This window comes from Mesorhizobium muleiense, assembly GCF_900099905.1.
GTDB classification, from domain to species: domain Bacteria; phylum Pseudomonadota; class Alphaproteobacteria; order Rhizobiales; family Rhizobiaceae; genus Mesorhizobium; species Mesorhizobium muleiense.
Genome location: NZ_FNEE01000024.1, coordinates 22,524 through 46,184 on the forward strand (window position 1 = coordinate 22,524; position 23,661 = coordinate 46,184).

Consider the following 23,661-nt stretch of genomic DNA (forward strand, 5'->3'; position numbering starts at 1 on the left):
AGTTTCCGTGAGAGCGGCGCTCAGTGGGTGCAGGACTTCGGCCGCGAGAAATCCACCAACTTGAACACAAGCAACTTGCGTTCGAGGAGGCTGGGCATTTCGCCTGCGAAGGTCGACGCGTTGGCGCGGGTAATCGTCTCGCCATCCTTCACGTAAGTCACCCAAGCCTCGGGCTTCCGGCGCAGTTGTTTCTTCACATCGAGGAGGACGTGGTAATTGCCCGCCTGCGACTGCCGGACGAGATGGGGCTCCGAGGAATCAACGATCTTCACCACCTCGTTCTGATAGTTGAACATGTATGGTGGCTTGGGAAAGAGCAGATGGTTGGTCTGGCCGGCTTCGGTGTGCAGATTGCTGAACATGTTGATGGAACTCTCCGTCTTGAGCCCGACATAGGGTGACAGGCAGGAGAGGAAGAACAAGCCGGGCACCAAATAGACCCAGAGCGGCTGGCGCGGCGAGGAGACGGTCCGGCAAGGCAGGTTCTGCAGGGCCACGTAGGACAGCACGACCATCGCCGCGCCGCCCACTACCGCCCAAATGAGGATCCAGACGGAGTGGACCATCATGTCGAAGGAGCGCCCGGGAAAAGCATAAGTGAGCACAATGACGAGAGTGACCGCGACCAGCATCACGGCCGCGCCCGGCAGCAAGATCCCGATCCGGCCGAACGTCTCGCGCAGCGGATTGGTAAACTCCAGCGAGGTGCGATAGAGCGCCTCGCTGGCGGGCGTGGGGATGCTCAGCACATACAGCGCGAACACCAGGCTGGAAAAGTCCATGTACCAGGAATAAGCCGAGATCGGGATCACGTAATGGAAGACGAGTGCGAGGATGAACCCCACGGCGAAATAGCGCTTCCAGTAGAGGGACACGATGGCAATCGCCTCAATGACGAAGGTGGCGAAGATCGCAAGATACCGGCCAAACAGATTGTCCTCGAGGCCGAACGGACGAGCCAGCGGAGCGTAGAGGCCCACCGCGCAACTCACGGAAGGATCGAGGAAATCGGTGTTGATCTTGTGGAAGATGCCGTAGAAATACATGATGGCGAGCAGCGCCCGGGCGACGATCCGGATCTGTTGATAAAGCTCCATCCGGGCCAGCGCGGCGCCGCGGCCGGCGGCCCGCAGATAGAGCACTGCCGCACTGAGCAGGATAGCCCCGTTCATCACCGCCGTGATCGTCTTGTTGTTCGAAGCGACCGGCATGCGCAGCGCGTACAGCACAAGCGATACCATCACGAGCCCGATCAAGAACTCGGTTCGCCGCGGGTACAGCAGGAGTAGCAGGCTGAACAGGACGACCGACCAGCTCAGAGCGGCAAACAGCGGCCCCTTGTAGCCAAGCATGGAGTAGATATCACCGGCGATACTGAAGATCGCCGCCATTGCCCAGAACGGGGCAAATGCGGTCAACCCGTCAAATGTATCGTCCCGTCCTCTGACTTTCGTGATCTTGCTGCGACTAACGTTCCATATCGGTGTCGCGCTTGAATACTGCTGCTGCCCAATAAACACCAGTTAAGCCCCCTCAAGTTCCCCTGCAGGTTCTTTTGGCGCCCAACTGGGGACGACTTGGCGCGCCTTCGGAACCGTTCTATGTTGCACTGCAACATCAGCATGAGCGCAGAGTAAGAGTCAATCCGCCGTCGTCGGTAGCTCCTGCTGCCGAGCATCAGCCATTGGGAGAGGGTACGGCGGCCCCAAAGCGGGATGCGTTTAATTTGAACTGGCCATCCCGCTCCATTTGTTTCGCCCGCGACTGCATGTCGCCCAAGGCATGCCCTCGGGCCTGACCGAGGGCGCGCAGCAGTATCAGGACAACGACATGTCAGCACAACGACATGTATGAAAACAAGAACTTGAAGCGGCGCATTAATCTTGCGGATGCGCCGCGCTTCGCCGACTAACGCTGCTTTGCCGTTCTGGGAAATTCCACCACGTCAGCGGGCGGACGCTTGTACTGGGCTGCGACAATTGCATCGATCAGGATGTCCAGGGCGGCGCGCGCCGCGCTGCTCGTCTCGTCATCGCCGCGCAAATAGTGACAGGCTCGTTCAAGATGGAGGTGGGCTGCGGCAAAGTCACTGGTCATGGATTCTCCTTTTGCCCGCCGCTGGACAACGATGGCCCATTTCGATTTACCCAAAGGCGAACATCCACAGCTGGATTTGAATCAAATATGGCGGGTTAACCAGATCTTCAGCATCGCGAGGTGACCTTGCGGCTGCGGACATGTGTTGAGTTCCGCCTCAGGCAACAGACCCGCTCCGGAGACCGGGGCGGGTTTCTGCTTGAATGTCGCCGAACTGCCTGTCCAATGCTCACGCGCTACGCTGCCGCGGCGGAGCCGACCTGGCGTCAAGCAGCGAAGCGGCCCACCGCAAAGGGCGCAAGGCAGTCAGGATCGCCGCGTCCGGCAATGAGGTCGGCGACCAGGCGGGCCGTGATCGGCGCCAGGGTGAGGCCGAGATGACCATGACCGAAGGCATGGAACACCCTGGGGCTGCCACATGACCGACCGATGACGGGCCGGGAATCTGGCAGCGACGGCCGGAACCCGAGCCATTCGGATGAGGATCGGCCCAGTGAGGGGAAGAACTGCCTGGCACCGCGATCCAGCAGCGCCAGCCGGCGCGGATTTGCCGGTGCTGCAAGCCCGCCGAGCTCGACGGTTCCGGCGACACGCAGCCGGCCGGTCATCGGCGTCATGTAGAAGCCGAGATCGACAGGACAGACCGGACGATTGAGCAAAGGCGCTTCGGTCGGGAATTCGAGATGATAACCGCGTTCGGTCTCGAGCGGGATGCTGTCGCCGACCTGCATAGCCAACGCCCGCGATTGCGCACCCGCGGCGATCACCACCGTATTCGCCTTGATGCGAAGCCCGGAACCGCTGAGCCTGACACCGTCCGCCTCGACCTGCAGCCCGGTTATAGCAGCCTGTGCCACCGACACGCCGCGGGCGGTTCCGGCATCGAGCAGCCGCCGCATCAGCGTCTTTGGATCGGTGACATTCATCGAATCCGGGAAGTACAGTCCGCTGGCCCCGGTCGTGGGCAGGCTCGGCTCGAGCGCGGCCACCTCTCCCGGCGTCAGAACCTCCTGATGCACGCCAAACCCGGCGCGCAGCGCCCTGCCACCGGCCGCCCTGGCGAAACCGCTCTCGCGACGATACAGGTAGAGGCAGCCGTTGCGGCGCAGCAGGTCGGCCATATCGGCCTCTTGCGCCATCTCCTCCCAGGCCGGCAGGGCCTCAGCCAGAAGCCCGGCGAGCGCCAGCGCATTGGCACGGGTGGCCGCCGGAAGCGACTCTCTGACAAAACTGACCAGCCACGGCGTCAACTGGAACAGAGCCGGCCAACGCAGCGAAAAAGGGCTGTCTGGATCGAGCAGCAGTTTTGGCAGCGCGCGCAGAACGGCCGGATTGCCGACCGGCATACAGGCATACTCGGCGATCGTGCCGGCATTGCCGAACGAAGCGCCGGAGCCCGGCTCATTGGGGTCGACAAGCAAGACTTCGCGGCCCTCGGCGGCAAGGCGGAGCGCCGTCGCCAGCCCGATTACGCCAGCGCCGACAATGGCGATTTCAACGGTTTCCGCTGCTGCCACGACTAAACCCCTAGACGAAGCCAGGCAGTTGCAGATGCCCGGCCGCGAGCAGTTCGGCCATGGTGTTCAGCGCGGTTCGCAGATCGTCGAGCGAGCGCGCGGCGCCGACATTGATGCGCACCCCGTGCTGTACCGGCTCGCGCCCGACCGCGAAGGCATCGCCGGGAAGAACGGCAACGCCACGTTCCAGGCAGGTGCGAGCGAAACCCGCGCCGCGCCACGGCTCCGGCAGGCGCAGCCAGGCATGGGTCGAGGTGGCGTGGCTATGGACATCGTAGCGGCCGAGGATTTCGGTGAGGATGGCCTGGCGCTGGCGAAGCTCCTGCTTCTGGGCTTCGATGATACGCGCCGCCGAGCCCTCTTCTATCAGCCGTGCGCCGATCAGCGCGGTCAGAGGGCTGATGCTCCAGCAGTTTATGCGCAAAGCCGCGGCGACCTGGCCGGCTATGGCGCGTGGCGCGATCACAAAACCGAGGCGCAGTCCCGGGGCAAGGCATTTCGACAAGGCGCCGATGTGAACCGTCAACTCGGGCTCGAGGCTGGCAAGCGACGGCGGCGGATTGTCCGCCAGCGGCCGATAGACGTCATCCTCGATGATGAGGACGTTATGGCGACGGGCGACAGTCACCAACTCGTGCCGGCGCTCCTCGCCCAGCGTGATGGTGGTCGGGTTGTGCAGGGTCGGCACCAGGAAGACCGCGCGTGGGCGCAGCTGCGCGCAGGCCGCCTCGAAGGCGTCGGCCCGCATGCCGCCACGGTCCATGGCGATGCCTCTGAGATCGAGCCCATGCACCCGGCATAGCGCATTGATGCCCTGATAGGTCACTTCGTCGGCGAGCACGACCTCGCCCTGCCTGGTCACCGCGCCAAGCACGCAATCCAGCCCATGCTGGGCACCCGCCGCCAGCACCACCCGGCCGGGATCGCCGTCGCCGGCGACCGGCTGCATCCACTCGGCAATCGCCGCCCTCGCCCACAGCGGCCCCTCGGGCGGGTGATAGTCCTGAAGCGTGGCGTAGTGCCGGTCCTTGGCCAGGCGCGGCAGCAGCAGGGCCAGGGCTTCGAGATAGGCCGAGGTTGCCGGCCGGTTGACGGAAAGGTCGATGACGCCGCTGTCGTCGCTTGGTGCCGACACGAAACCGGTTCCTTCGCCGCCGTTGCGGGCAGCCACCGTCGTGCCGCGTCCAGGCCGCGCTTCGAGCAGGCCGCGCTGCTGCAGCGTCGACAGCGCCCGCGTCACCGTGGTGACGTTGATGCCCAGTGCGCGGGCAATCTCGCGCTGCGGCGGCAGCCTGTCTCCAACGGCAAGCGTGCCGGCTGTAATCCGTTCGGCAATAGCGTCAGCAAGGCGCCGGTAGACCGGGCCTTCCTCCGAGGCGAGTTGCAGGTCATGAAGCATGCGGATTGGCGGTTTCGGTGTGTTGACACTCTGGCTACCGGCGCATCTAGCATAAGACAATGTTCCGGACAATAGCGCTTGTCCGGTGCCTAATTCCAAAATCCGGGCTGAAAATCTCACACAACACCGAAGAAAGCCGCTTGACGGGCAAACTTGTCTGCATCTATGGTTCTTTGGCGATTGATTGTGTGAGCATACAAGTTTGGTTTGCCGCCTTGCGCGGCCAGCGTCAAGCGAGACCGGCACATGGACGGCAAGCACCATTTCGTTTCGACAAGCGGCCATTGCGGGCGCTCAACGGAATTCCGTCCGTGATCGCCGAAGCGACAGGCCTGTCGCGCGACAGCGCGGGTCCGGCACCGGAGGTCAACGTCGGCAGCCCCAATACCTGTGGCCGGGGATTTGTCGAGTTCGTCGATGTCGAGAAATCCTATGACGGCCGCACGTTCGCGGTGACACGGCTGAACCTCAGCGTGGCGCGCGGCGAGTTCCTCACCCTTCTCGGCCCCTCAGGTTCGGGCAAGACGACGACGCTCAACATGCTTGCCGGCTTCGAACGGCCGACTTGCGGCGTCATCACGCTTGAAGGCCGGTCGGTCGACAGGCTGCCGCCCTACGAACGCAACATCGGCATGGTATTCCAGAACTACGCGCTGTTTCCGCACATGAGTGTCGAGGAGAACGTCGCCTTCCCGCTCTCGGTCCGCAAGACCACCAGGGCGGACGTGGCATCCCGCGTCGGCCGCGCGCTCGACATGGTGCGGTTGCGGCAGTTCGGCGACCGGCGGCCGGCGCAGCTTTCCGGCGGCCAGCAGCAGCGCGTCGCGCTCGCCCGCGCGCTGGTGTTCGAGCCAAGCCTGGTGCTGATGGACGAGCCGCTCGGCGCGCTCGACAAGAAGCTGCGCGAGCACATGCAGATCGAGATCAAGCAGTTGCACACCATGCTCGGCGTCACCATCGTCTATGTGACGCACGACCAGAGCGAGGCGCTGACCATGTCGGACCGCGTTGCCGTGTTCAACAATGGGGGGATTGCCCAGCTCGGTTCGCCTGACGATCTCTACAACACGCCGGAGAGCTCGTTCGTCGCCAGCTTCATCGGCGAAAACAACACGCTGGAAGGCAAGGTCGAGCGCGTCTCCGGCAAGGAGTGCCGCGTCGCGCTGCACGGCGGCGGTTCGGTCGCCGCGCTGGCCATCGGCGTCGCCGAAGGCGCGGCCTGCCATGTCGCCATCCGCCCGGAACGGTTGAAGCTCGCGCCCGCTTCGAACGGTGCAAATGCGTTAGCCGCCACGGTCGAAGGCCGCATCTATCTCGGCGACCACCAGCGTCTTCTGGCCAGGCTGGAAAGCGGCCAGGTGCTGACCGTCAAGGTCGGCCCCGAAGCGACCATGGGCAACGGGGAACCGGTCACGGTTTCCTGCGCGCCCACCGATTGCCGCGCCTTTCCGGCCGATGCCGGAACGGGCGGTTCCATCTCGAAAACAGGGGAATAAGAACAATGAAAATCACAAAAGCCCGGCTGTTCGCCTTCGCGGCAGCCACAGCATTCATCACCATGGGAAATGCCGCTTTCGCGGAAGAGCTTTCGATCATGGCCAGCGGCGGCGCCTGGCAGGATGCCCAGCGCAAGGCATGGTTCGAGCCGTTCAGCAAGGAAACCGGGATCAAGATCGTCGAGCAGGAATATCTTGGCGATCTTGGCAAGGTCAAAGCGATGGTCGATACCGGCAACGTGCCGATCGATCTGGTGACGGTCGAGACCGCGACCGTGCTGCAGGGTTGCGACGCCGGCATTCTCGAGCGGCTCGACTATTCCAGGATCGCCCCGCGTGAAAAGTTCATCGAAGGTTCGGCGCTCGACTGCGGCGTCGGTCTCGACGCCTATGGCGATGTCCTTGCCTATGACCCCAACGTGCTGAAGGAGGCGCCAACCTCGGTCCTCGACATCTTCGACACGACGAAGTTTCCGGGCAAGCGCGCGATGCGCAAGTTTCCGGCACAGAACCTCGAATGGGCACTGATGGCCGACGGGGTCGCGGCGGCCGATGTCTATGAGGTGCTGGCAACCCCCGAAGGCGTCAACCGCGCTTTCAAGAAGCTCGACACCATCAAGCAGGACATCGTCTGGTGGGATGCCGGCGCACAGCCGCCGCAGCTCCTCGCATCCAAGGAAGTGGTGATGACCACCGCCTGGAACGGCCGTATCCAGAACGCCATCGACAAGGACGGGGCGCCGTTCAAGATCGTCTGGAACAACCAGATCCTCGAATATGACATGATCGCCATTCCGAAGGGCGCCAAGAACCCGGATCTGGCCTACAAATACCTTGCCTATATCAGCCAGCCGGAAATCAACGCCAAGCTCGCCAGCTACATCACCTACGGGCCGGTGCGCATCGATGCGGCCTCCTTCGTCGCGCCGGACGCCCTGCCGAAATTGCCGAACGCACCCGACCACATGACCGCTTACCTGGTCGCCGACACCGAATTCTGGGGCGACTATGGCGAGGATCTGGTCAAGCGCTTCAACGCCTGGCTCGCGCAGTAGGGAAAATGTCGGCGCTCGAGCCCACGAAACTGGACCGGCCGCGGGCAAGCCGCAACTGGTCGGCCGCCGATTCCGGCGCAGCAAAGTCGGTTGCGGCAGCACTTCGCCGCGCCGATCTCGGCGACCGCCTGCGATCGCTGACGCTGGCGGCACCTTTGCTGGTGCTGCTGGCATTGAGCTTCGGCATCCCGCTTGTCCTGCTTCTGTCGCGCGCCGTCTACGATCCAACGATTGCCGACGCCTTGCCGCAGACCAGCCAGGCATTGCGCGGCTGGAACGGCACCGGACTGCCCGACGATGCTGCGTTCCTGGCCCTTGCCGCCGATCTCCGCAGCAATCAGGCCAAGGGGACCGCCTACGAACTCGCCAAGAGCCTCAACGCCCGCCTGCCCGGTGCACGCAGCCAGGTGCTCAAGACGGTGCGCCAACTGGAGGCTGCCGACAGGCCGCCGCTGGAGGTGATGAAAGCGGTGCCGTTCTGGTCGGCACCGGGCACATGGCCGGTCATCGAGAGCGGCACCCATAGCGTGACGTCGTTCTATCTGCTGAGCGCGCTTGATCTGCGCTGGAATGCCGATGGCGGCATCGAAAGAGTGCCACCCGAACAGGCGATCTTCGTGCAGGTGTTCATGCGCACTTTTTTGGTCGCCGCAGCGGTGACCCTGGCCACGCTGGTCCTGGGCTTCCCCCTCGCCTATCTCATCGCCTCCGTGCCCAAGGGGCTCGCCGCCATCCTCATCGTTGCGGTGCTGCTGCCGTTCTGGACGTCGATCCTGGTGCGAACCGCGGCCTGGACGGTGCTCCTGCAGAAATTCGGCCTGGTCAACGACCTGCTGCTGTGGCTCGGCGTTGCCGACGACCGGCTCGATTTGATGTACAGCCGCATCGGCCTGATCATCGCCATGACCCACATCCAGCTGCCGTTCACCCTGCTGCCGATCTACAGCGTCATGCGCACTATCCAACCCTCGCAGATGAAGGCTGCCTATTCGCTCGGCGCAAAACCGTTCACCGCTTTCCGCCGCGTCTACCTGCCACAGGTCTTTCCGGGCGTCATGGCCGGCTGCCTGCTCACCTTCATCCTTTGTCTCGGCTACTACATAACGCCGGCGCTGATCGGCGGCGCCAGCGACCAGTTGATCAGCAATTTCATCGCCAGCTATGTCAATGTCGAACTGAATTGGGAGATGGCGGCGGCGCTCAGCTTCATCCTGCTCGTCTTCACCCTGGCGCTGTTCGGCATCTTCGCCCGCATCCTCGGCCTCGACCGTCTCAAGCTGGTGTAGCCATGTTGCTGTCTCCCTATCCAACGACAGGCGAAAGAATCCGCATCACCCTGCTCTGGCTGTGGTGCGGCATGGTGATCCTGTTCCTCCTCGTGCCGATCCTCATTCCCGTTCCCTTGTCGTTCAACAGCGGCGCCTTCTTCATCTTTCCGCTGGAGGGAATTTCGACGCGCTGGTACGAGGTCGTGCTCGGAACCCAGCGCTGGCAGGCAGCCATCGGCAACAGCCTGATCGTTGCGTTCGGGACGACGCTGATCGCAACGATACTCGGCACGTTGACGGCGATCGCACTTTCCGACGAAAAATTTCCCGGCCGCCGCATCGTCATGCCGCTGCTGCTGTCGCCGTTGATCGTGCCGGTGGTGATCACCGCCGTCGGCTCGTATCTGTTCTATGCGCGCGTCGGCCTCGCCAGCACCTATGCCGGGATCATCCTGGCGCATACCGCACTCGCCAGCCCCTTCGTCGTCGTCACGGTGGGGGCGAGCCTCTCCGGCTTCGACCGCAATCTGATGCGCGCCGCCGCCATCTCCGGCGCAAGACCCATCACATCGTTCTTCAGGGTGATGCTGCCGCTGATCCTGCCCGGCGTGCTGTCAGGGGCGGCCTTTGCGTTCGTCACCTCGTTCGACGAGGTCGTCGTGGCGCAGTTCCTGGCCAGCGCCAATCAGCGCACCATGCCGCTCGAAATGTTCATCGGCCTGCGCGAGAAGCTGAGCCCGGCAATCACCGCCGCCGCGACGCTGATGATGGCGTTGTCGATCGTGCTGCTCGTCGTCGCCAATGTTCTGGCCCGCCGTGGCAAGCAGCGACCGCGCATCGACTAGAAGACCGTGCGGCGGTCGGCCAGAGCTTCTATAGGCCTGCCTGAGTCAGGCCATCTCGATCGGTGGAAAATGGTCGCGATCGGGTGGATAGCTGCCGCAGGGAGCGCGATCCCAAGGTTTCCCTCGCAGCCCTCCTTTGCAACACTTTGCGCTCCTCGACGTTCTCCCAAGGCACGCTTCGAAGCCGCGGCGGTTCGGCGACCTGCATCGATGTGACGCTGGAGGACACGCCATGGACATGGGCAACAGGAAGACGCAGTTCAATATCTGGTACTGGATCGTCGCCTTCGTCGGGCTGATGATCTTCCAATATGTCTATACCGCCACGCAGCACGTCGCGCAGATTCCCTACAGCCAGTTTGAAACCCTGCTGCGCGACGGCAAGATCGCCGACGTGCAGGTTTCCGATCGCTTCATCCAGGGCCGCTTCAAGGAGCCGCAGGACGGCAAGCCGCTGTTCATTACCACGCGCGTCGAGCCTAACCTCGCGCGGCAGCTGCAGGAACACGGCGTCACCGTCACTGGCCAGATCGAAAGCACCTTCCTGAGCGACCTGCTCTCCTGGGTCGTCCCGATCCTCGTCTTCTTTGGCTTGTGGATGCTGCTGATGAGACGAATGGCGGGTGGCATGGGAGGTTTGATGCAAATCGGCAGGAGCAAGGCCAGGGTCTATGTCGAGGCCAATACCGGCATCGGCTTCGACGACGTGGCGGGCGTCGATGAGGCCAAGGCCGAGTTGCAGGAAATCGTGGATTTCCTGAAAAGCCCGCAGGAATACGGCCGTCTTGGAGGGCGCATGCCCAAGGGCGTGCTGCTGGTCGGACCGCCCGGCACCGGCAAGACACTGCTCGCGAAAGCCGTTGCCGGCGAGGCAAAAGTTCCGTTCTTCTCGATCTCGGGTTCAGAATTCGTCGAGATGTTCGTCGGCGTCGGCGCCGCCCGTGTGCGCGACCTGTTCGAGCAGGCACGCGCCAAGGCCCCGGCGATCATCTTCATCGACGAGCTCGACGCGCTGGGCCGCGCCCGCGGTGCCGGCCCGACGATGGGCGGGCACGACGAAAAGGAGCAGACGCTCAATCAACTCCTGGTCGAGCTCGATGGTTTCGACCCGAAAATCGGCGTCGTGCTGCTCGCCGCGACGAACCGCCCGGAAATCCTTGACCCGGCACTTCTTCGCGCCGGCCGTTTCGATCGGCAGGTGCTGGTCGATCGCCCGGACAAGCAAGGTCGCGTCCAGATCCTTAAAGTCCACATGAAGAAGGCGAAGCTGGCGGCGGATGTCGATGCAGAAAAAGGCGCCGCGCTGACGCCGGGTTTTACCGGCGCCGATCTCGCCAACCTGGTCAATGAGGCAACCCTGCTCGCCACGCGCCGGAGGGCGGATGTCGTCACGATGGACGATTTCAACAATGCGGTCGAGCGCATCGTGGCCGGGCTCGAGAAGCGCAACCGGCTGTTGAACCCGAGGGAACGCGAGGTCGTCGCCTATCACGAAATGGGCCATGCACTGGTAGCCATGGCGCTGCCCGGCGTCGACCCCGTGCACAAGGTATCGATCATCCCGCGCGGCGTCGGCGCCTTGGGCTACACGATCCAGCGGCCGACCGAGGACCGCTTCCTCATGACCCGCGAGGAACTGGAGAACAAGATGGCGGTGCTGCTCGGCGGCAGGGCGGCCGAGTGGATCGTGTTCGGGCATCTGTCGACGGGGGCCGCCGACGACCTGGCCAAAGTGACCGATATCGCCCGCGCCATGGTGACGCGTTACGGCATGTCGGAAAAGCTCGGCCATGTGGCGCTGGAAAAGGACCAGCGCTCCTTCCTGAGCCCCAACCCACTTGCCGGCGGTCCGCGCGAGCACGATTACGGCGAGGCCACCGCCGAGGCCATCGACGAGGAGGTTCGCAGCATCGTCGACACAGCTTTTTCGCGAACCGTCGGGCTCCTCACCGACCGACGGGATCTGCTGGAAAAGACGGCGCGCAAGCTGCTCGAGATCGAGACGCTCAGCGAGGCCGAGCTCGCATCGCTCGTCGGAAACGTCGCGACACCGGATCGCACGGCGGCATCCGAACCGCAATCGGGGAAGCGACCGATACGACGAGGCAAGGCTGCGGCGACAAATTTTTCGCGCCGGGCCGAGTGACGGCCTTCCTGTCCCAACGTGGTCCGGGGTCGACTGCCGAAAACCGCAGCCCCACATCAGAGATACTGCCTGCGGCGGGAAGGCGACCGCGGCAAGCAGAATCGCAATCCCTCGTCAATCCATTGAGTCATGCTGGTAAAGCTCATCCATGCTGAGCGTCGCCAGAGAGGCGAAAGGCGCCTGCTTTTTCACGCGACCGCCGCTGAGGATCACCACGTCGTCGCAGAATGAGATGGTGCTGTGATGATGACTGATCACTATGGTCGTGCGGCGGCCTGCCCTCGACTTCAAGGTCTCGACGATGGCCGCTTCCGACAGTCCGTCCACCGCATTGGTGGCTTCGTCCAGGATGAGGATATCGGGATCGCGCACCAATGCTCTCGCCAGTGCGATCCGCTGCCGCTGTCCCGCTGAAAGATTGACGCCCCTGTAGCCGACGACCGTCTGGTAGCCTTGCGGCAGATGTTCAATGAATTCATGAGCTTCGGCCAGCTTTGCAGCACGCTGGGCGTCGCCGGCCGAGGCTGCGTCCTGCCCGTAGATTATGTTCTCAAAAATGGTGCCATCCACCAGTTCCAAATCCTGGCTGGCGAGTGCGATATGCCTTCGCCAGTGGCTGGGATCGATCTGGTCGAGGGGTGATCCATCGACGAGAATTCTACCGGCATCAGGCTCGACGAAGCGGCACAGGAGATTGACGATCGTCGTCTTGCCTGCGCCTGAGCGGCCGATGAGCGCCGTCGAGCGGCCGCTGCGGATCTCGAATGCCGCCGAATGCAGCACCACGGCACGTTGGTCCTTGCCGGAATAGGTAAAGGTCACGTCATCGAACTTGATCCCTTGCGCCAAGCCCTGGAACGGTCGGTGTCCTCGCGGAGGTTCGGGCTTGTCGGTCGGGTCCAGCATCCAGACCACCTCTTCAAGCGATCCGCTCAAGCCTTGCAACTGGCTCCAGGCCATTTGCAGGGCCCGCATATACGGCTGCAGCCTGTAGAGCAGGATGACGAACGCGACGATCAGCGGGAAACTCACGCCCACGAACCAGGCGCCGATCACCACCGCCAGAAACAGCATCGCGTGGAGAACCTCGGTCAGCGGCGGCAGCGCGCCCTGACGCGTAAGCAGGACGAAAGCAGCCCGGCGAACCGCGTCCGACGCCTGATCGAATGTCGCCTTCTCGCGGCTCTCCTGTCCGAAAATACGGATCAGACGCCCGGCATGCACGAGGTGGAGCATCTGCGATGCAAGATCGCTGTTGCGCGAAGCGACGCTGCGGCTCGGCGCCTTCAAATTGGCTGACAGCACGGCGTGCGCGATCTGAACGACGACCAACCCGAGCGTGACCAACAGTGTCATCTGCCATGAAAGCAGGAGCAGAAAAGCCAGCAGAATGATTGCGGCCGATGCGCTGACGATGGCCGTCAGCATGATCTGGATCGCATCCGATGCCCGCCAGGATTCGTTGGAGATGATGTTGAGCAGCCGTCCGGGACTTTGCTGCAGGAAGAATGGATAACCGACCCGCAGCAACTGCTCCGACAGTGCGCTGCGGATCGAATGGCTGGCCTTGCCATAGATGAAGGTCGTCAGCAGCGTGTTTGCGAAGGCGAAGACGTTCTTCAGGACGATCGAGCCGAGAATGGCGACCGAAATGACGATCAGCCGGTCGCGCTCGCTGAGGTCAGATCCGAAATGCTGGAACACGGCAGAAAAGCCGGCCATTCCGGTTTGATCCCCCTGCCCCATGATGATGCCCAGCAAGGGGATGATCAGCCCTATGCCGAAGCCTTCAAGGGCCGCGCTGGCAAGACCCAGCATCACCACGGCAGGAAGCAGCCGCAGTTGCTTCCCTCCAAGCGCGCGGCGCAGCATCGGCAGGCTCGGCGGTACCAGTCGCATTATGGCGTATTCACCCTCGCCTCGGCATTTGCCTGTTGATCCTGTGCTTGTTGATCCTGCCGCACTTGCGGCGCCTCTGGCCGTCTCGCCAACGAAAGAACCGCGAACTTGGCCGCGCCGAGCAGATTCATGATGACGATCGGCCAGTGCGACAGCTTGAGTTCGCAATCGAACCGAGGCCCCTTCACCAATTCCCGGAAAGCCGATCGCACGGCCCAGTAGAAATGGCGAAGCAGCCAAGGCGCATGGCGAACATGTTTCAGGCACAGCCCGCCATTGCCCAGGCAGTAGTCGCGGTGGAGCTTTTCGATGGCCTTGTGATCTCGCCGGCCGTGATGGTGGAAGATCGTCATATCGGGCACATATTCGACTGGGATTCCGAGCAGCACCGCTCGCACAAGATAGTCCGTATCTTCCGCGGAGCGCAGCGGGCCGCCTGCGCCGAACCGCTCGTCGAAAAGGCCGATGCGGGCAGCAGCATCGCGGTGCATCGTCATGTTGCAGCCGAGCACAAAACCGCCGGGATGAACATCCGATGTAAGCCGCTCGCGGACCAGCGATCGCTTGATCGTGAACGGCAGATCCCTGGCATCGCCGATCTCGACGCGGCCGCCCCGGACGACCCGTTCCCCAGTCCCGTAATGTCGCTGCAAATCACTGAGGTAGTCGCCATGGACCTGGCAATCATCATCGACGAAGACCAGCACACGGCCCCGTGCTCGCGCCAGACCGGCGTTGCGGGCCGCCGCCAATCCGCGTCGTGGCTCGCAAACAGCCGTCAATGGGATGTCCGACAGTTCGGCGATGCTGGCCAGGCGTTCTGCCGTGCGGTCGGTCGAGCCGTTGTCGACAACCACGAGTTCGGCCGCGAAGGCAGGATGGGCACGGCACGCGGCCTGGATCGACTTGATGCAAGGCTCGAGCACCGCAACGCGGTTGCGCGTGCAGACGATGAAGCTGACCTCCGGTGCCGGGCCGTGCTGCGGCCGGGGATCGGCCGAAATGGACGCAAGCATACTCGAGCGACTGTGCTGCATAGGCTGGTGGGATTTGACTGTCATTCTAGCTCGACCCAAGGGAAGGCAGAACCGCCGCGGCCGGCACGGATTGCAAGTACCGCGACAAGGCGTCTACCTGCCTGGTCGCCGACATCGAGACGAGACTGAACCGCGGCGCGTAGGCGCCGGCACGCAATGCGTACCGCTCGCGACGCCGAATGCGGTCCCAATTGGCAGTCCGCGTCAGGAACTCATGCGTCAACAGCGGTTGCATCTCATCGCCTATGAGTTGGTAGAGGAAATAGAACAGGTTCAGCGTGCCGGCCTCATAGCTCGGCCTCGTTTCCGCCGGCAGTCCGGAAATCCTCTCCTTCAGCGCAAGCATCCAATCGGCGGCACGGCGGACCGTGTCCATTGAGGCAGCATCACCGATGTCGCGGAGGTCCCGCGCGTTTGGCGCGAGGCCTTCCCGCTCAAGGGTTTCGGCCACGATCTTCAAATGCGTCCTTCGCATCTCCCGCTTGTGCCGGTTCGTCACGCTGTCGCCATGGATACGATAGGCGATCAGGTTTTCGGGGATCATAGCCGCCGGGTAACGGTCGGTAAGCCGTCTGAAGAGATCGAAATCTTCGGCATGGGTATAGCTCTCGTCGTAATATAGATCGCCGTCCTTTATGGCGTTCCTATTAAAAACTACTGTAGGATGCATGAATATCGTGAAGAACATTGACAATATGCCCAGGATATTTTCCTGAAGAGCTGGATCAGGCAGGCCTTTGACGATGCGGTTGCCAAGCAGGAAATCGACACCTGCGCCGCACAGGGCGAGGTCGGGCCGCCGGTTGAAGAGTGCGACCTGACGCGATAGGCGCCAGGGATAGGCGATATCGTCGGCGTCCATCCTGGCGACCAGATCACCCCGAGCCACCGCCAGCCCTTCATTCAGGGTTGCGATGAGGCCTCGGTTTTCGCGTGAGACGATGGAGATGCGGTTGTCAGATTTGCGGAAATTCTCCAGGATCTTCAGGGAATTATCCGTCGATCCGTCATCGGTCGCGATGATCTCCAGGCGATCGTAATCCTGCCTCAGGATGCTGGCGAGCGCGGCAGCCAGATAAGGTCCGGCATTATAGATCGGCAGCAGAACGGACACCAAGGGAGCAGCCATGGTCAGCTCCGATCCGTTCGCGGGAGGTCGCGTGCCAGGGATGCTTTGCGGCCATCGAGCGGGCCGCTGAAATAAGCTCCTGTTGTCCTTCCAAGCCACCCGGCGTCATCCGTTTTGACACCTGCCAGAATGACGGCGCCAACTCCTGGAGCAACATAGGGGAAGTAGCGCTTGAGGCTGTTGAGCGGCTTTTCGAAAAGCAGCCATGAGACCGAAGCCACGATGATGGTCGCCGCTCCCGCAACCAGGAATCGCCCCGGCCCTTGCTCAGAGACGTTGAGCGGGATCCAGGGCTGGGACATGACCGCGAGCGACAGGACGATGGGATGGTAGAGATAAACCCCGTAGCTGATGCGGCCGAGCGCCAGCAGCGGTGGCAGGTTGACAAACTTCCCCCGATAACCGTCAATGCCGGAGGAACAGCTCGCAACGACCACGACCAGCGGCGCGAGAGGCAGGACTTCCAGGAGCAGCCAGCGGCCCCATTCCTGCACGGAATTTGCCGGCGTCGGAGCAAACCACTGCAGGACGAAAAAGGCGGCCACGAGCGCCGGCCAGCCAAATCGCAACCACTGAGGCAAGACGGCGGTTCTGGTTCGGTAGATTGCAAGCAACGCACCTGACGCCAGCGCGTCCATCGATGCCGGCGGAAGCAGGTCGCGCGCGAGGTCGGGACTTCCGGTGATCGGCCAATAAAAGCGATACGACAACGACAGCAGGATGACGCCGATACAGATCGACTGGAGGCGCCGGAGCGGCGCCAGCAAGACGATCAATGGCCAGACGATATAGAACTGCTCCTCGATGCTCAGGCTCCAAAGATGGGCGAGCACCCAAGGCATCCATTCGTTGCGCAGTGCGAACCAGAAATTCGACAGATAAAGCGCATGCCAGACCAGCGATCCCCTCGACTGCTCCAGGTCGACCAGCCAAACGAGAGCCAACACGGCAAAGTAGGGAGGGAATATACGCAGCGCCCGCCTGATGTAGAAGGATTTGAGTGCGGGCGCGGTTTCGAATTCAGCGGACGCGCGCGCGTCCAGAAGAAGCCGCGTGATCAGAAAGCCGCTCAACACGAAGAACAATCGCACGCCGATGTGGCCCCAGAAGGAGGACCCTCCCGCCGCAAAGAAATGCGAATACATCACCATCGTCACGGCGATGGCCCTCAGCGCGTCCAATTGCGTGTCGCGTCTCATCAGCGGCTTCCGCCAGTTAGATGTCTCCGATGACATCGTTGCCGCGGGTCGCCGCAGCTCACCCTGCGGACGGCGGCGCCTCCGCAATGCGGCTGATCGTTTTCGCTCAAAGCGCTGCGTCTCGCGCGGGCTGCGGAGGTTCGGGCGGAGCGACCAAATGGCTCTGCGCCATCCCCCGCCAATGTGCCCACCAGATTGCAGATTGCCTCAACACCACGGAGTCTCTCACGCCATCGAATGCCCCAGCGCGACGATAGGAAAAAAATGCTGCGTCGCAACACAAAATGTTAATGCGTTTGAAATAGTCGCGTGAGGCATGGCCTGAAAAATGCGCGAAAATCGCCTGAATCTGGCTAATTTTGACAGTTCTTGACCGAAGCTCGGACCTATTCACACTTCATGATTGGCACGACCGTGCCGCATTGCAGCATGATCGAACACAAGTTGGGGTCCTGCACAGACCTGAACTCGCAGAGCACAACTCCCATCGTGGGCGATGGAAGCCTCGTAACTGGGGGGTCAAAAGCCGGCATAGCCGATGTCCACTTTCGACCCCTGCGTGCTCCTTCGCCAACCCTACGCCGGTTGCAATTCTCTGCGCGGCAGCCGCGGGAAGGCGATCGCCACCGCCACCGCGCCGAGCCCGACAAGGGCCGAGCCGATGAACAGCCAGGAATAGCTGGCATAGAACACCATGCCGCCGGCGAGCGGGCCGAAGGCCATGCCGATGCTGGACAGCATGGTTATAGCACCGAACACCGTGCCGAGGATGCGCTGGCCGAAATATTCGCGCGCCAGCACCGCATATCGCGGCCGACTGCGAATCCCAAGGCTCCCTCGCAGCGCTCCTTGCAACACTTTGCACTTCCCGACGTTCTCCCAAGGCGCGCTCCGAAGCCGATCGTCGCGGCTCCAATGGCAAATCCAATTGTTGGAGCGAGGGATGTCGGCTTCCCGGCTGGCCGCGGCACCCAGCGTGCCATGGCGGTTCGACGACCTGCATCGACGTGACGCTGGAGGAGACGCCATGGACATGGGCAATAGGAAGACGCAGTTCAATATCTGGACTGGATCGTCGCCTTCGTCGGGCTGATGATCTTCCAATATGTCTACACTGCCACGCAGCACGTCGCGCAGATTCCCTACAGCCAGTTTGAGACCCTACGCGACGGCAAGATCGCCGACGTGCAGGTTTCCGATCGCTTCATCCAGGGCCGCTTCAAGGAGCCGCAAGACGGGAAGCCGCTGTTCATTACCACATCCGCCTGCTTACACGCAGGCTCGCAAGAGCTGGCGATCCGGATTTCCTTGTTCGGCAGCAGTGACGCCATGCCGAGCTGCGTGTAGGTCGGAAGGGACGCCAGCGCCGGTTCGATCTCGGCGTCGTAGCGGTCGAGGTTTCGGATGCGTCCGAGCAGCTCTTCCCCGACCTCGTATCGCGTGGCATCGGAGATCACGACGCAATTCTCACGCCTCATGGATAGGAGCCAGGCGCCCCAGCGCCCGCTCGTAGATGGCCTGATGCAGCTTTGCGATCCTAGGCCACGACAACTCCTCCGCGCGGACCCGTGCCTGCGCCGCCATTGCCGACCGGAGGCCCTCGTCCGCCTGCAGCAGGCGCAGGGCCGCGACGAAGTCGTCGGCATGTGAGACTAGGATGGCCTCGGTGCCGGGCAGGTATGCTCGGACCGCTGCGATGTCCGAGGAAACGACGGGCAGGCCGCTTGCGACGCCCTCCAGAAGCGCGTTGTTCGCCGTTGCACCCAGGAGAGGCAGGAAGAGGACGTCCGCGGATCGATAGAGGGAGGCCAATCGGTCGTCGTCCAGACCCGAGCGGATCGTCACGTTCGCTGACATGAGGCCGAGGTTCGCGCCCGTGACGACCTCGAAGTCGATCTCGGGCAGAGCGGTCGCGACGGCCCTCACGGTATCCCAGTCCCGGAGCCAGTTCCCAACGGTCAAGCATTTCAGCCGAGCATTCGCCCGTGTCCTGTCGCCCGGAGCGAAGAAGGAGGTGTCGACGCCGTGCAGCACCAAGTGCAGGCGTTCGGCGGGAACGAACTGGCCGAAGAACTCCGCCTGGGTCGGTGAGACTATGATCAAGTGGTCCAGCCGTCGGAGCAACTCGCCGTCGAGAATCGCCTCGGCGACCTCGGGCGGCTGGTGGAAGGTCGCGATGACCGGCAGAGACGACCGTCCCCCGAGCTTCAGGAGACCGGGCAGGTACCGCCCGGAATGCTCCCCGTCCAGCAAGTGCACTATGTCCCAGGAGCCTCGGATGCACTCGCCGAAGATCCTCGCTTCGGCGGTCAGGTCGCTCACCTTGTACCAGCGCATCCCCGACCGGCGGCACCATCTCTTCAGGACGGGCCTCAGCGGGGAAAGCCAGGCGGGAACGTCCGAGTCGTCGTCCGGGGTTCCATGCAGCCCCACGGCGAAGGCCGCCCGGTCGAAATGCTGTGCAACTTGGACGTATCCTGCCCATCGGCCCCAGTGCGGATAGAGCGTGTGCTCGAAGCGGATCCGGATGGGGAGTTCAGCGCCGGACACCGAGAAGTCCCCGGATAAAGCCGACGTCAATAAGCGCGAAGCACTTCAGGGCAAACGTGTCGGGATCCGTCGTCGGAAGCACGAGGGACCGCAGGCGCCGCGGCGAACGCATGAGTCGCAGGGCCCGGCCGAGGGCGGCGCGGTACCGCTGGCGCCGGCTCGGTGCACGCTCGATCGTGTACATCATCGCGTCCGAGATCCCCTGCCAGTAGAAGCGGCTCCGAAACCATGTCTGGTCTAGACGATAGAGTGGCACGAGGTGCGAAATCGCGATCTTCGGCACGTAGACGACGCTGTAGCCTCGCTCCGCGATCTTTTTCTGAAGAAAGACGTCGCCGCTCGAAAGGAGGTTGTTTCCATAGCGGTCGAGACGGGGGTCGAACCCTCCCACGCTTTCGAGCAGCGCCTTCGGGACGACCATGTTCGCGCCGACAAGCCACGCTCTCGCGAGGTCGGCAATCACCATCTCGCTCGGCCCCCAGTCGACGATGGTGAGCGAGCCAGCGATCCCGTCTGACAGCCATTCCGGGCGAGCGCCCTCCCACATCGGATCGACCCGACCGCCGACCGCGCCCATGTTCGGTCCGCATCTCTCGACCGCATCGCCGATGGCCAGAAGCCATCCTGGCTGGGCTATGGCGTCGTCGTCAAAGTAGGCGACGTAGGACCCGCGGCAGGATCGCCAGCCGGTGTTGCGGGCGACACAGAGCCCGGTCCGTTCTTCGCGGATGTAGACGACGCGGTCGTCGACTTCGAACTCCGACACCACCTCGCGGGTATGGTCGGTGGACCCGTTGTCCACCACCACGATTTCGTAGAGGGACCGCGGGAAATCCTGCCGGACGACGCTGGCGATCGCCTTCCGGAGGAGATCGGCCCGGTTCCGGGTGCAGATCACCACGGAAATCCAGCCGATTTCGGGTGCGCGAACCGCAGTATCCAAGTTCGAACCTCGACAGGCTACCTCTTGAGCCGGTGTGCCCGGAATAAGATCCGGCGGACCGCCTTCCCCGGGTCCCGCACGGTGGTAATAAGCCGCCTCTGCCACCGCGGCAGTGCCGTCGGATCGTAACCGAACGGCGCGGCCAAGGGCAAGGGCACGTGGTTGTCTATGATATCCAGGGCGATCGCGGTGTTTGGTCCAGCAAAACGCGACAGGAGTTCGGAACGGATCGCCCGGAGCGCCGACGCGCCCGGCCAGGCGAGGTCGGTGTCCTGGATCGTGCGTTCATGGAGAGCTTCCGGCAGGGTCGCCGCCGACCAGCCGTCCAGCAGCAGCCGGTTGGCCAGATCCCAGAGATCGTATCCCCTCGGCATTCCGGTTCGGAACGGCGGGTCCGAACCGAGAGCCCCGGCACGAAAGGCTGTGGCGGGGGTCAGGTCGGGTCCGATGAGCTGATAGGCGGGTTCGGGACACGGGGGTGCGCGGAGTTGCTCACGCTTGCCCACTTGCAACGTCCAGACGGAGAGGATGGCCGCGTCCGGCCGGGCCTCGAAGGCCAAGCGGATCCTTTCGAGACAGCGCGGCTCCAATCGATCGTGGCTGTCGAGGAACAGACAGAAGCCTAGGTCGCCGATCCCGCAGATTGCCTCGAATCCGGCATTCCAGGCCGATGCGCCGTCGAGGTCGGGCCTGTCGAGGACGAGGACCTCGGTGTGATCCGGGCAGCTGTTCGCCGGGCCGGATCCGTCCCTGCAAACGAGGACGATCACGCTCGCCATCGCCGTCTGGGCGGCGAGCGACGCAACGACGTCTCGCGCCGCCATGAGATGGGACGTCCGGACCACGATTCCTGCCCGGCCCCCAGGTCGCGCTTCCGCGGCCAGCGATCGAGCCGCCACGGGAAGCAGCGGCGAACGTGCGAGGGCACACGACTTTCGTGCGCCCCGAGCCGCCACATCAGACCGGAATCGGACATGACGCTCGACCGTCGCCGCATTGTCGCAAAGGTCGCGGACCGACGCGGCAGCAGCCAGTCCCATCGAGGCCTTGGTTTCCGGCGGTGTCGCGAGGCACCGGCGAAGAGCCTCCGCCAGCGAGTCGACCATGCCCGTCACCCCGGTGTCGCGGGCAAGCCAGCCGCTGCGGCCGTCCTCGATCATTTCGACCATCCCGCCGAACCGCGTGGCGATCACGGGCAGCCCCGACCCCATGGCCTCCACGCACACGTTCGGGAAGTTTTCCCACCGGGATGGGACGACCGCCGATCGCGCCGCGGCCAGATGGCGCTTGAGCTCCTCCCGGGGCTTCGATCCGTGGAACCGGAATCGAGTCCGATCGGCGCGATCGAGACGCCTCGTGAGCGTCGCCTGGAGATTGAACGTGTCTGCGCCGACAAAGTCGAAGCGCACGTCACGATCCTCGCGGGCCACCCTTGCGGCCGCCTGGACCCATTCGACGATTCCCTTGCGAGGCTCAAGCCGCCCGATGAAGCAGATCGAGCCTGACGTCCAGACCGCGGGCTCCCGCGGAAGAGGCTCGACTGATCCGACCGGAAGCGGAATGACCTCGATCGCGTTCCGCGGGACATCGAAGGCTCGGGCGCACTGGTCGGCATAGGTCCGGCTCGGACAGAGGAGGCCGTCCGCGGCACGGACGCAGTACTCCTCCATGCGCTTCATCAGAGTGTTGCAGGGCGTGGACGGCACGCCGTTGTAGTACTGGATGAATTGCGTCGCGGAGTGCAGATGGACGATGCAGGGAGGCGCCTTCTTCGACCCCATTCCGAGCGCGCGGCGCAGCATGAGATAGTAGACGGGTGCCTCCCATTCCTGTCCCTCGACTACGTCGATTCCTTCGTCGTCGATCAGTTGCTCCGCAAGCAGGGCTGCATGCCAGGCGAACCACTGGTATGGAAAATCGCTGTTCTTCAGACCCTTGAGTTCCCGCCCGCGCCGGTCCGGGTCCCGTACGCCCGCTGGGAGGTCGTCTTCGCCGATCCGGTGGATGACCAGCCGTCCGTCGCACCGGACCTCCGTCTGGGCAGGCGCCCCGGACCAGCGTTCGCCGATCACATGGACGACCTCTCCGCGCTCGGCCAGCAGTCTCGAAATATTCGCGACATAGGTGCCGATTCCGCCAGGCGCGTAGGCGGCGGGGGGAAATTCCCGGCTCACGATCAGGTGCTTCATGCAGCGCGCCCCGACCGGATAATCCGCCGGCACACTGGCTCGAGAGCGGCGGCTGCGTCTTCGTGCATCTCGGGGCTCGGGTAATACCAGTTCTCCGGCCAGGGAGCAGACGTCCAAGGGTCCGAGATCATTATCCTCTCGCCGCTGAACCGGTCGAACAGAGTCTGCGGCAGGCCCCGCGGTCCGACGCATGCGACGTAGTCGTCGCACATGCGTCTGATGGTCGCGATCATATCGGCGTTGACCAGTTGCGGGTAACTCGAGAACAACCGTTGCACGTTGCGGTAATCGTCTCGGTAAGCCGGTTCTCTTTCTGAAAACCAGAACAGTATCTTCGGAACTTTTATAAGCGAGAACAGGGTTTCATAGCTGTGACACCAGCTGGACCGTGTCTCCTGAACGATGCGCCTGAGGTACCACTTCCAGTGCGTCTTCAGGAGGTCTGCGTAGGCTTCGTCGCAGCCGATCAATACCCCGTCGCTGCGGCGGCGGTAGTGTCCGACCCCTTGGCTCTCGAACAGCGAATTGCCCTCCGATCGTGCGGACATCGCCTGAACGACGACGAAGCAGGCCTCGTTGAGGTATTTCGCCAGCGCGTCCTTCATCAGGCAGAAATACAGGGCCCCTGCTCCCCCGTGGCTGATGTTCAGGATGGGCAGCCCGAGCCGCTCGCCCAGCAGTGTGGGATAGGGCTTCTGACAGAACCGGCCGAACGTCTGCGCCGCTCCCAGGAACACCGCGTATTCCCCTCTGCGCAGTTCGTCCGGTCGCGGCCCCCGGATGCAGAGCGGGCGGTGGGTCGACGGGTCGACGAGGCGTTCATCGAGGCAAAAGGTCTGGTAGTCGATGACTCGCCAGTCCGGCTCCTGGTATTCCGCCGCCATTTCCCAGA

General features: G+C 63.3%; 18 protein-coding genes and 2 pseudogenes. 6 read left to right on the forward strand and 14 right to left on the reverse strand.

Going from position 1 to position 23,661, the window contains the following annotated elements; genetic code table 11:
- Nucleotides 1-20: 20 nt before the first annotated feature.
- The 4 genes from BLT09_RS27855 to BLT09_RS27870 all read right to left on the reverse strand — a co-directional run bounded on the left by BLT09_RS27855 (nucleotide 21) and on the right by BLT09_RS27870 (nucleotide 5,013).
- Entirely contained in the window at nucleotides 21-1,418 is a 1,398-nt protein-coding gene (locus BLT09_RS27855) for a thiol-disulfide oxidoreductase (RefSeq protein ID WP_208602551.1), read from the reverse strand.
- Between the two features lie 490 nt (nucleotides 1,419-1,908).
- Nucleotides 1,909-2,097, reverse strand: coding sequence for a hypothetical protein (locus BLT09_RS27860; RefSeq protein WP_023799140.1), 189 nt, complete (start codon nucleotides 2,095-2,097; stop codon nucleotides 1,909-1,911).
- 266 nt (nucleotides 2,098-2,363) lie between these two features.
- Entirely contained in the window at nucleotides 2,364-3,614 is a 1,251-nt protein-coding gene (locus BLT09_RS27865; RefSeq protein WP_091599279.1) for an NAD(P)/FAD-dependent oxidoreductase, read from the reverse strand.
- A 10-nt stretch (nucleotides 3,615-3,624) separates the two neighbouring features.
- Nucleotides 3,625-5,013 carry an aminotransferase-like domain-containing protein gene (locus BLT09_RS27870; protein WP_091599281.1) on the reverse strand — a complete coding sequence of 463 codons (1,389 nt, stop codon included), beginning with the start codon at nucleotides 5,011-5,013 and terminating at the stop codon, nucleotides 3,625-3,627.
- A gap of 311 nt (nucleotides 5,014-5,324) precedes the next feature.
- Between BLT09_RS27870 and BLT09_RS27875 the strand changes: the two genes are divergently transcribed.
- From BLT09_RS27875 to ftsH, 5 genes are all read left to right on the forward strand, one after another.
- Entirely contained in the window at nucleotides 5,325-6,509 is a 1,185-nt protein-coding gene (locus BLT09_RS27875) for an ABC transporter ATP-binding protein (protein ID WP_236473057.1), read from the forward strand.
- Between the two features lie 5 nt (nucleotides 6,510-6,514).
- Nucleotides 6,515-7,564 carry an ABC transporter substrate-binding protein gene (locus tag BLT09_RS27880; RefSeq protein WP_051505746.1) on the forward strand — a complete coding sequence of 350 codons (1,050 nt, stop codon included), beginning with the start codon at nucleotides 6,515-6,517 and terminating at the stop codon, nucleotides 7,562-7,564.
- A gap of 5 nt (nucleotides 7,565-7,569) precedes the next feature.
- Nucleotides 7,570-8,850 (forward strand): ABC transporter permease, encoded by a 1,281-nt coding sequence (locus BLT09_RS27885; protein ID WP_091599284.1) that lies wholly within the window; start codon nucleotides 7,570-7,572, stop codon nucleotides 8,848-8,850.
- Nucleotides 8,851-8,852: 2 nt separating this feature from the next.
- The gene (locus BLT09_RS27890) at nucleotides 8,853-9,677 is read left to right on the forward strand and encodes an ABC transporter permease (protein ID WP_091599287.1); all 825 of its coding nucleotides are present in this window, start codon (nucleotides 8,853-8,855) and stop codon (nucleotides 9,675-9,677) included.
- 232 nt (nucleotides 9,678-9,909) lie between these two features.
- Nucleotides 9,910-11,823: an ATP-dependent zinc metalloprotease FtsH gene (ftsH, locus tag BLT09_RS27895; RefSeq protein ID WP_091599290.1), complete on the forward strand. Its 1,914-nt coding sequence runs from the start codon at nucleotides 9,910-9,912 to the stop codon at nucleotides 11,821-11,823.
- A gap of 114 nt (nucleotides 11,824-11,937) precedes the next feature.
- Here the strand turns inward: ftsH and BLT09_RS27900 are convergent, their stop codons facing one another.
- The 5 genes and pseudogenes from BLT09_RS27900 to BLT09_RS27920 form a co-directional block, all read right to left on the reverse strand.
- Nucleotides 11,938-13,722 (reverse strand): ABC transporter ATP-binding protein, encoded by a 1,785-nt coding sequence (locus BLT09_RS27900; RefSeq protein ID WP_091599293.1) that lies wholly within the window; start codon nucleotides 13,720-13,722, stop codon nucleotides 11,938-11,940.
- Nucleotides 13,722-14,738, reverse strand: a complete 1,017-nt coding sequence (locus BLT09_RS27905) for a glycosyltransferase family 2 protein (protein ID WP_236473058.1) — start codon at nucleotides 14,736-14,738, stop codon at nucleotides 13,722-13,724. Before BLT09_RS27905 ends, BLT09_RS27900 begins: the two co-directional genes overlap by 1 nt.
- Before the next feature lie 46 nt (nucleotides 14,739-14,784).
- Complete coding sequence (locus BLT09_RS27910; protein WP_091599299.1) at nucleotides 14,785-15,888, reverse strand: glycosyltransferase family 2 protein; 1,104 nt, start codon at nucleotides 15,886-15,888, stop codon at nucleotides 14,785-14,787.
- A gap of 2 nt (nucleotides 15,889-15,890) precedes the next feature.
- On the reverse strand, nucleotides 15,891-17,087 hold the full coding sequence (locus BLT09_RS27915) for an acyltransferase family protein (protein WP_091599302.1): 1,197 nt from the start codon (nucleotides 17,085-17,087) through the stop codon (nucleotides 15,891-15,893).
- Between the two features lie 576 nt (nucleotides 17,088-17,663).
- A pseudogene (locus BLT09_RS27920) lies at nucleotides 17,664-17,900 on the reverse strand (MFS transporter); the annotation flags it as partial.
- Between the two features lie 279 nt (nucleotides 17,901-18,179).
- Between BLT09_RS27920 and BLT09_RS33965 the strand changes: the two are divergent.
- Nucleotides 18,180-18,434 carry a hypothetical protein gene (locus BLT09_RS33965; RefSeq protein ID WP_208602555.1) on the forward strand — a complete coding sequence of 85 codons (255 nt, stop codon included), beginning with the start codon at nucleotides 18,180-18,182 and terminating at the stop codon, nucleotides 18,432-18,434.
- Here BLT09_RS33965 and BLT09_RS35255 read toward each other — a convergent pair.
- From BLT09_RS35255 to BLT09_RS27945, 5 genes and pseudogenes are all read right to left on the reverse strand, one after another.
- Nucleotides 18,434-18,565, reverse strand: a pseudogene (locus tag BLT09_RS35255) (PglZ domain-containing protein); the annotation flags it as partial. The gene BLT09_RS33965 and the pseudogene BLT09_RS35255 sit on opposite strands and share 1 nt — an antisense overlap.
- On the reverse strand, nucleotides 18,555-19,637 hold the full coding sequence (locus BLT09_RS27930) for a glycosyltransferase family 4 protein (protein ID WP_167366558.1): 1,083 nt from the start codon (nucleotides 19,635-19,637) through the stop codon (nucleotides 18,555-18,557). The pseudogene BLT09_RS35255 and the gene BLT09_RS27930, both read right to left, overlap by 11 nt.
- Entirely contained in the window at nucleotides 19,624-20,580 is a 957-nt protein-coding gene (locus tag BLT09_RS27935; protein WP_091599311.1) for a glycosyltransferase family 2 protein, read from the reverse strand. The genes BLT09_RS27930 and BLT09_RS27935 overlap by 14 nt, the downstream gene beginning before the upstream one ends.
- Nucleotides 20,581-20,597: 17 nt before the next feature.
- Entirely contained in the window at nucleotides 20,598-22,769 is a 2,172-nt protein-coding gene (locus BLT09_RS27940) for a glycosyltransferase (protein WP_091599314.1), read from the reverse strand.
- A complete protein-coding gene (locus tag BLT09_RS27945) occupies nucleotides 22,766-23,653 on the reverse strand; it encodes a DUF6473 family protein (protein WP_091599318.1) in 888 nt (295 codons plus the stop codon). Before BLT09_RS27945 ends, BLT09_RS27940 begins: the two co-directional genes overlap by 4 nt.
- Between the last annotated feature and the right edge of the window lie 8 nt (nucleotides 23,654-23,661).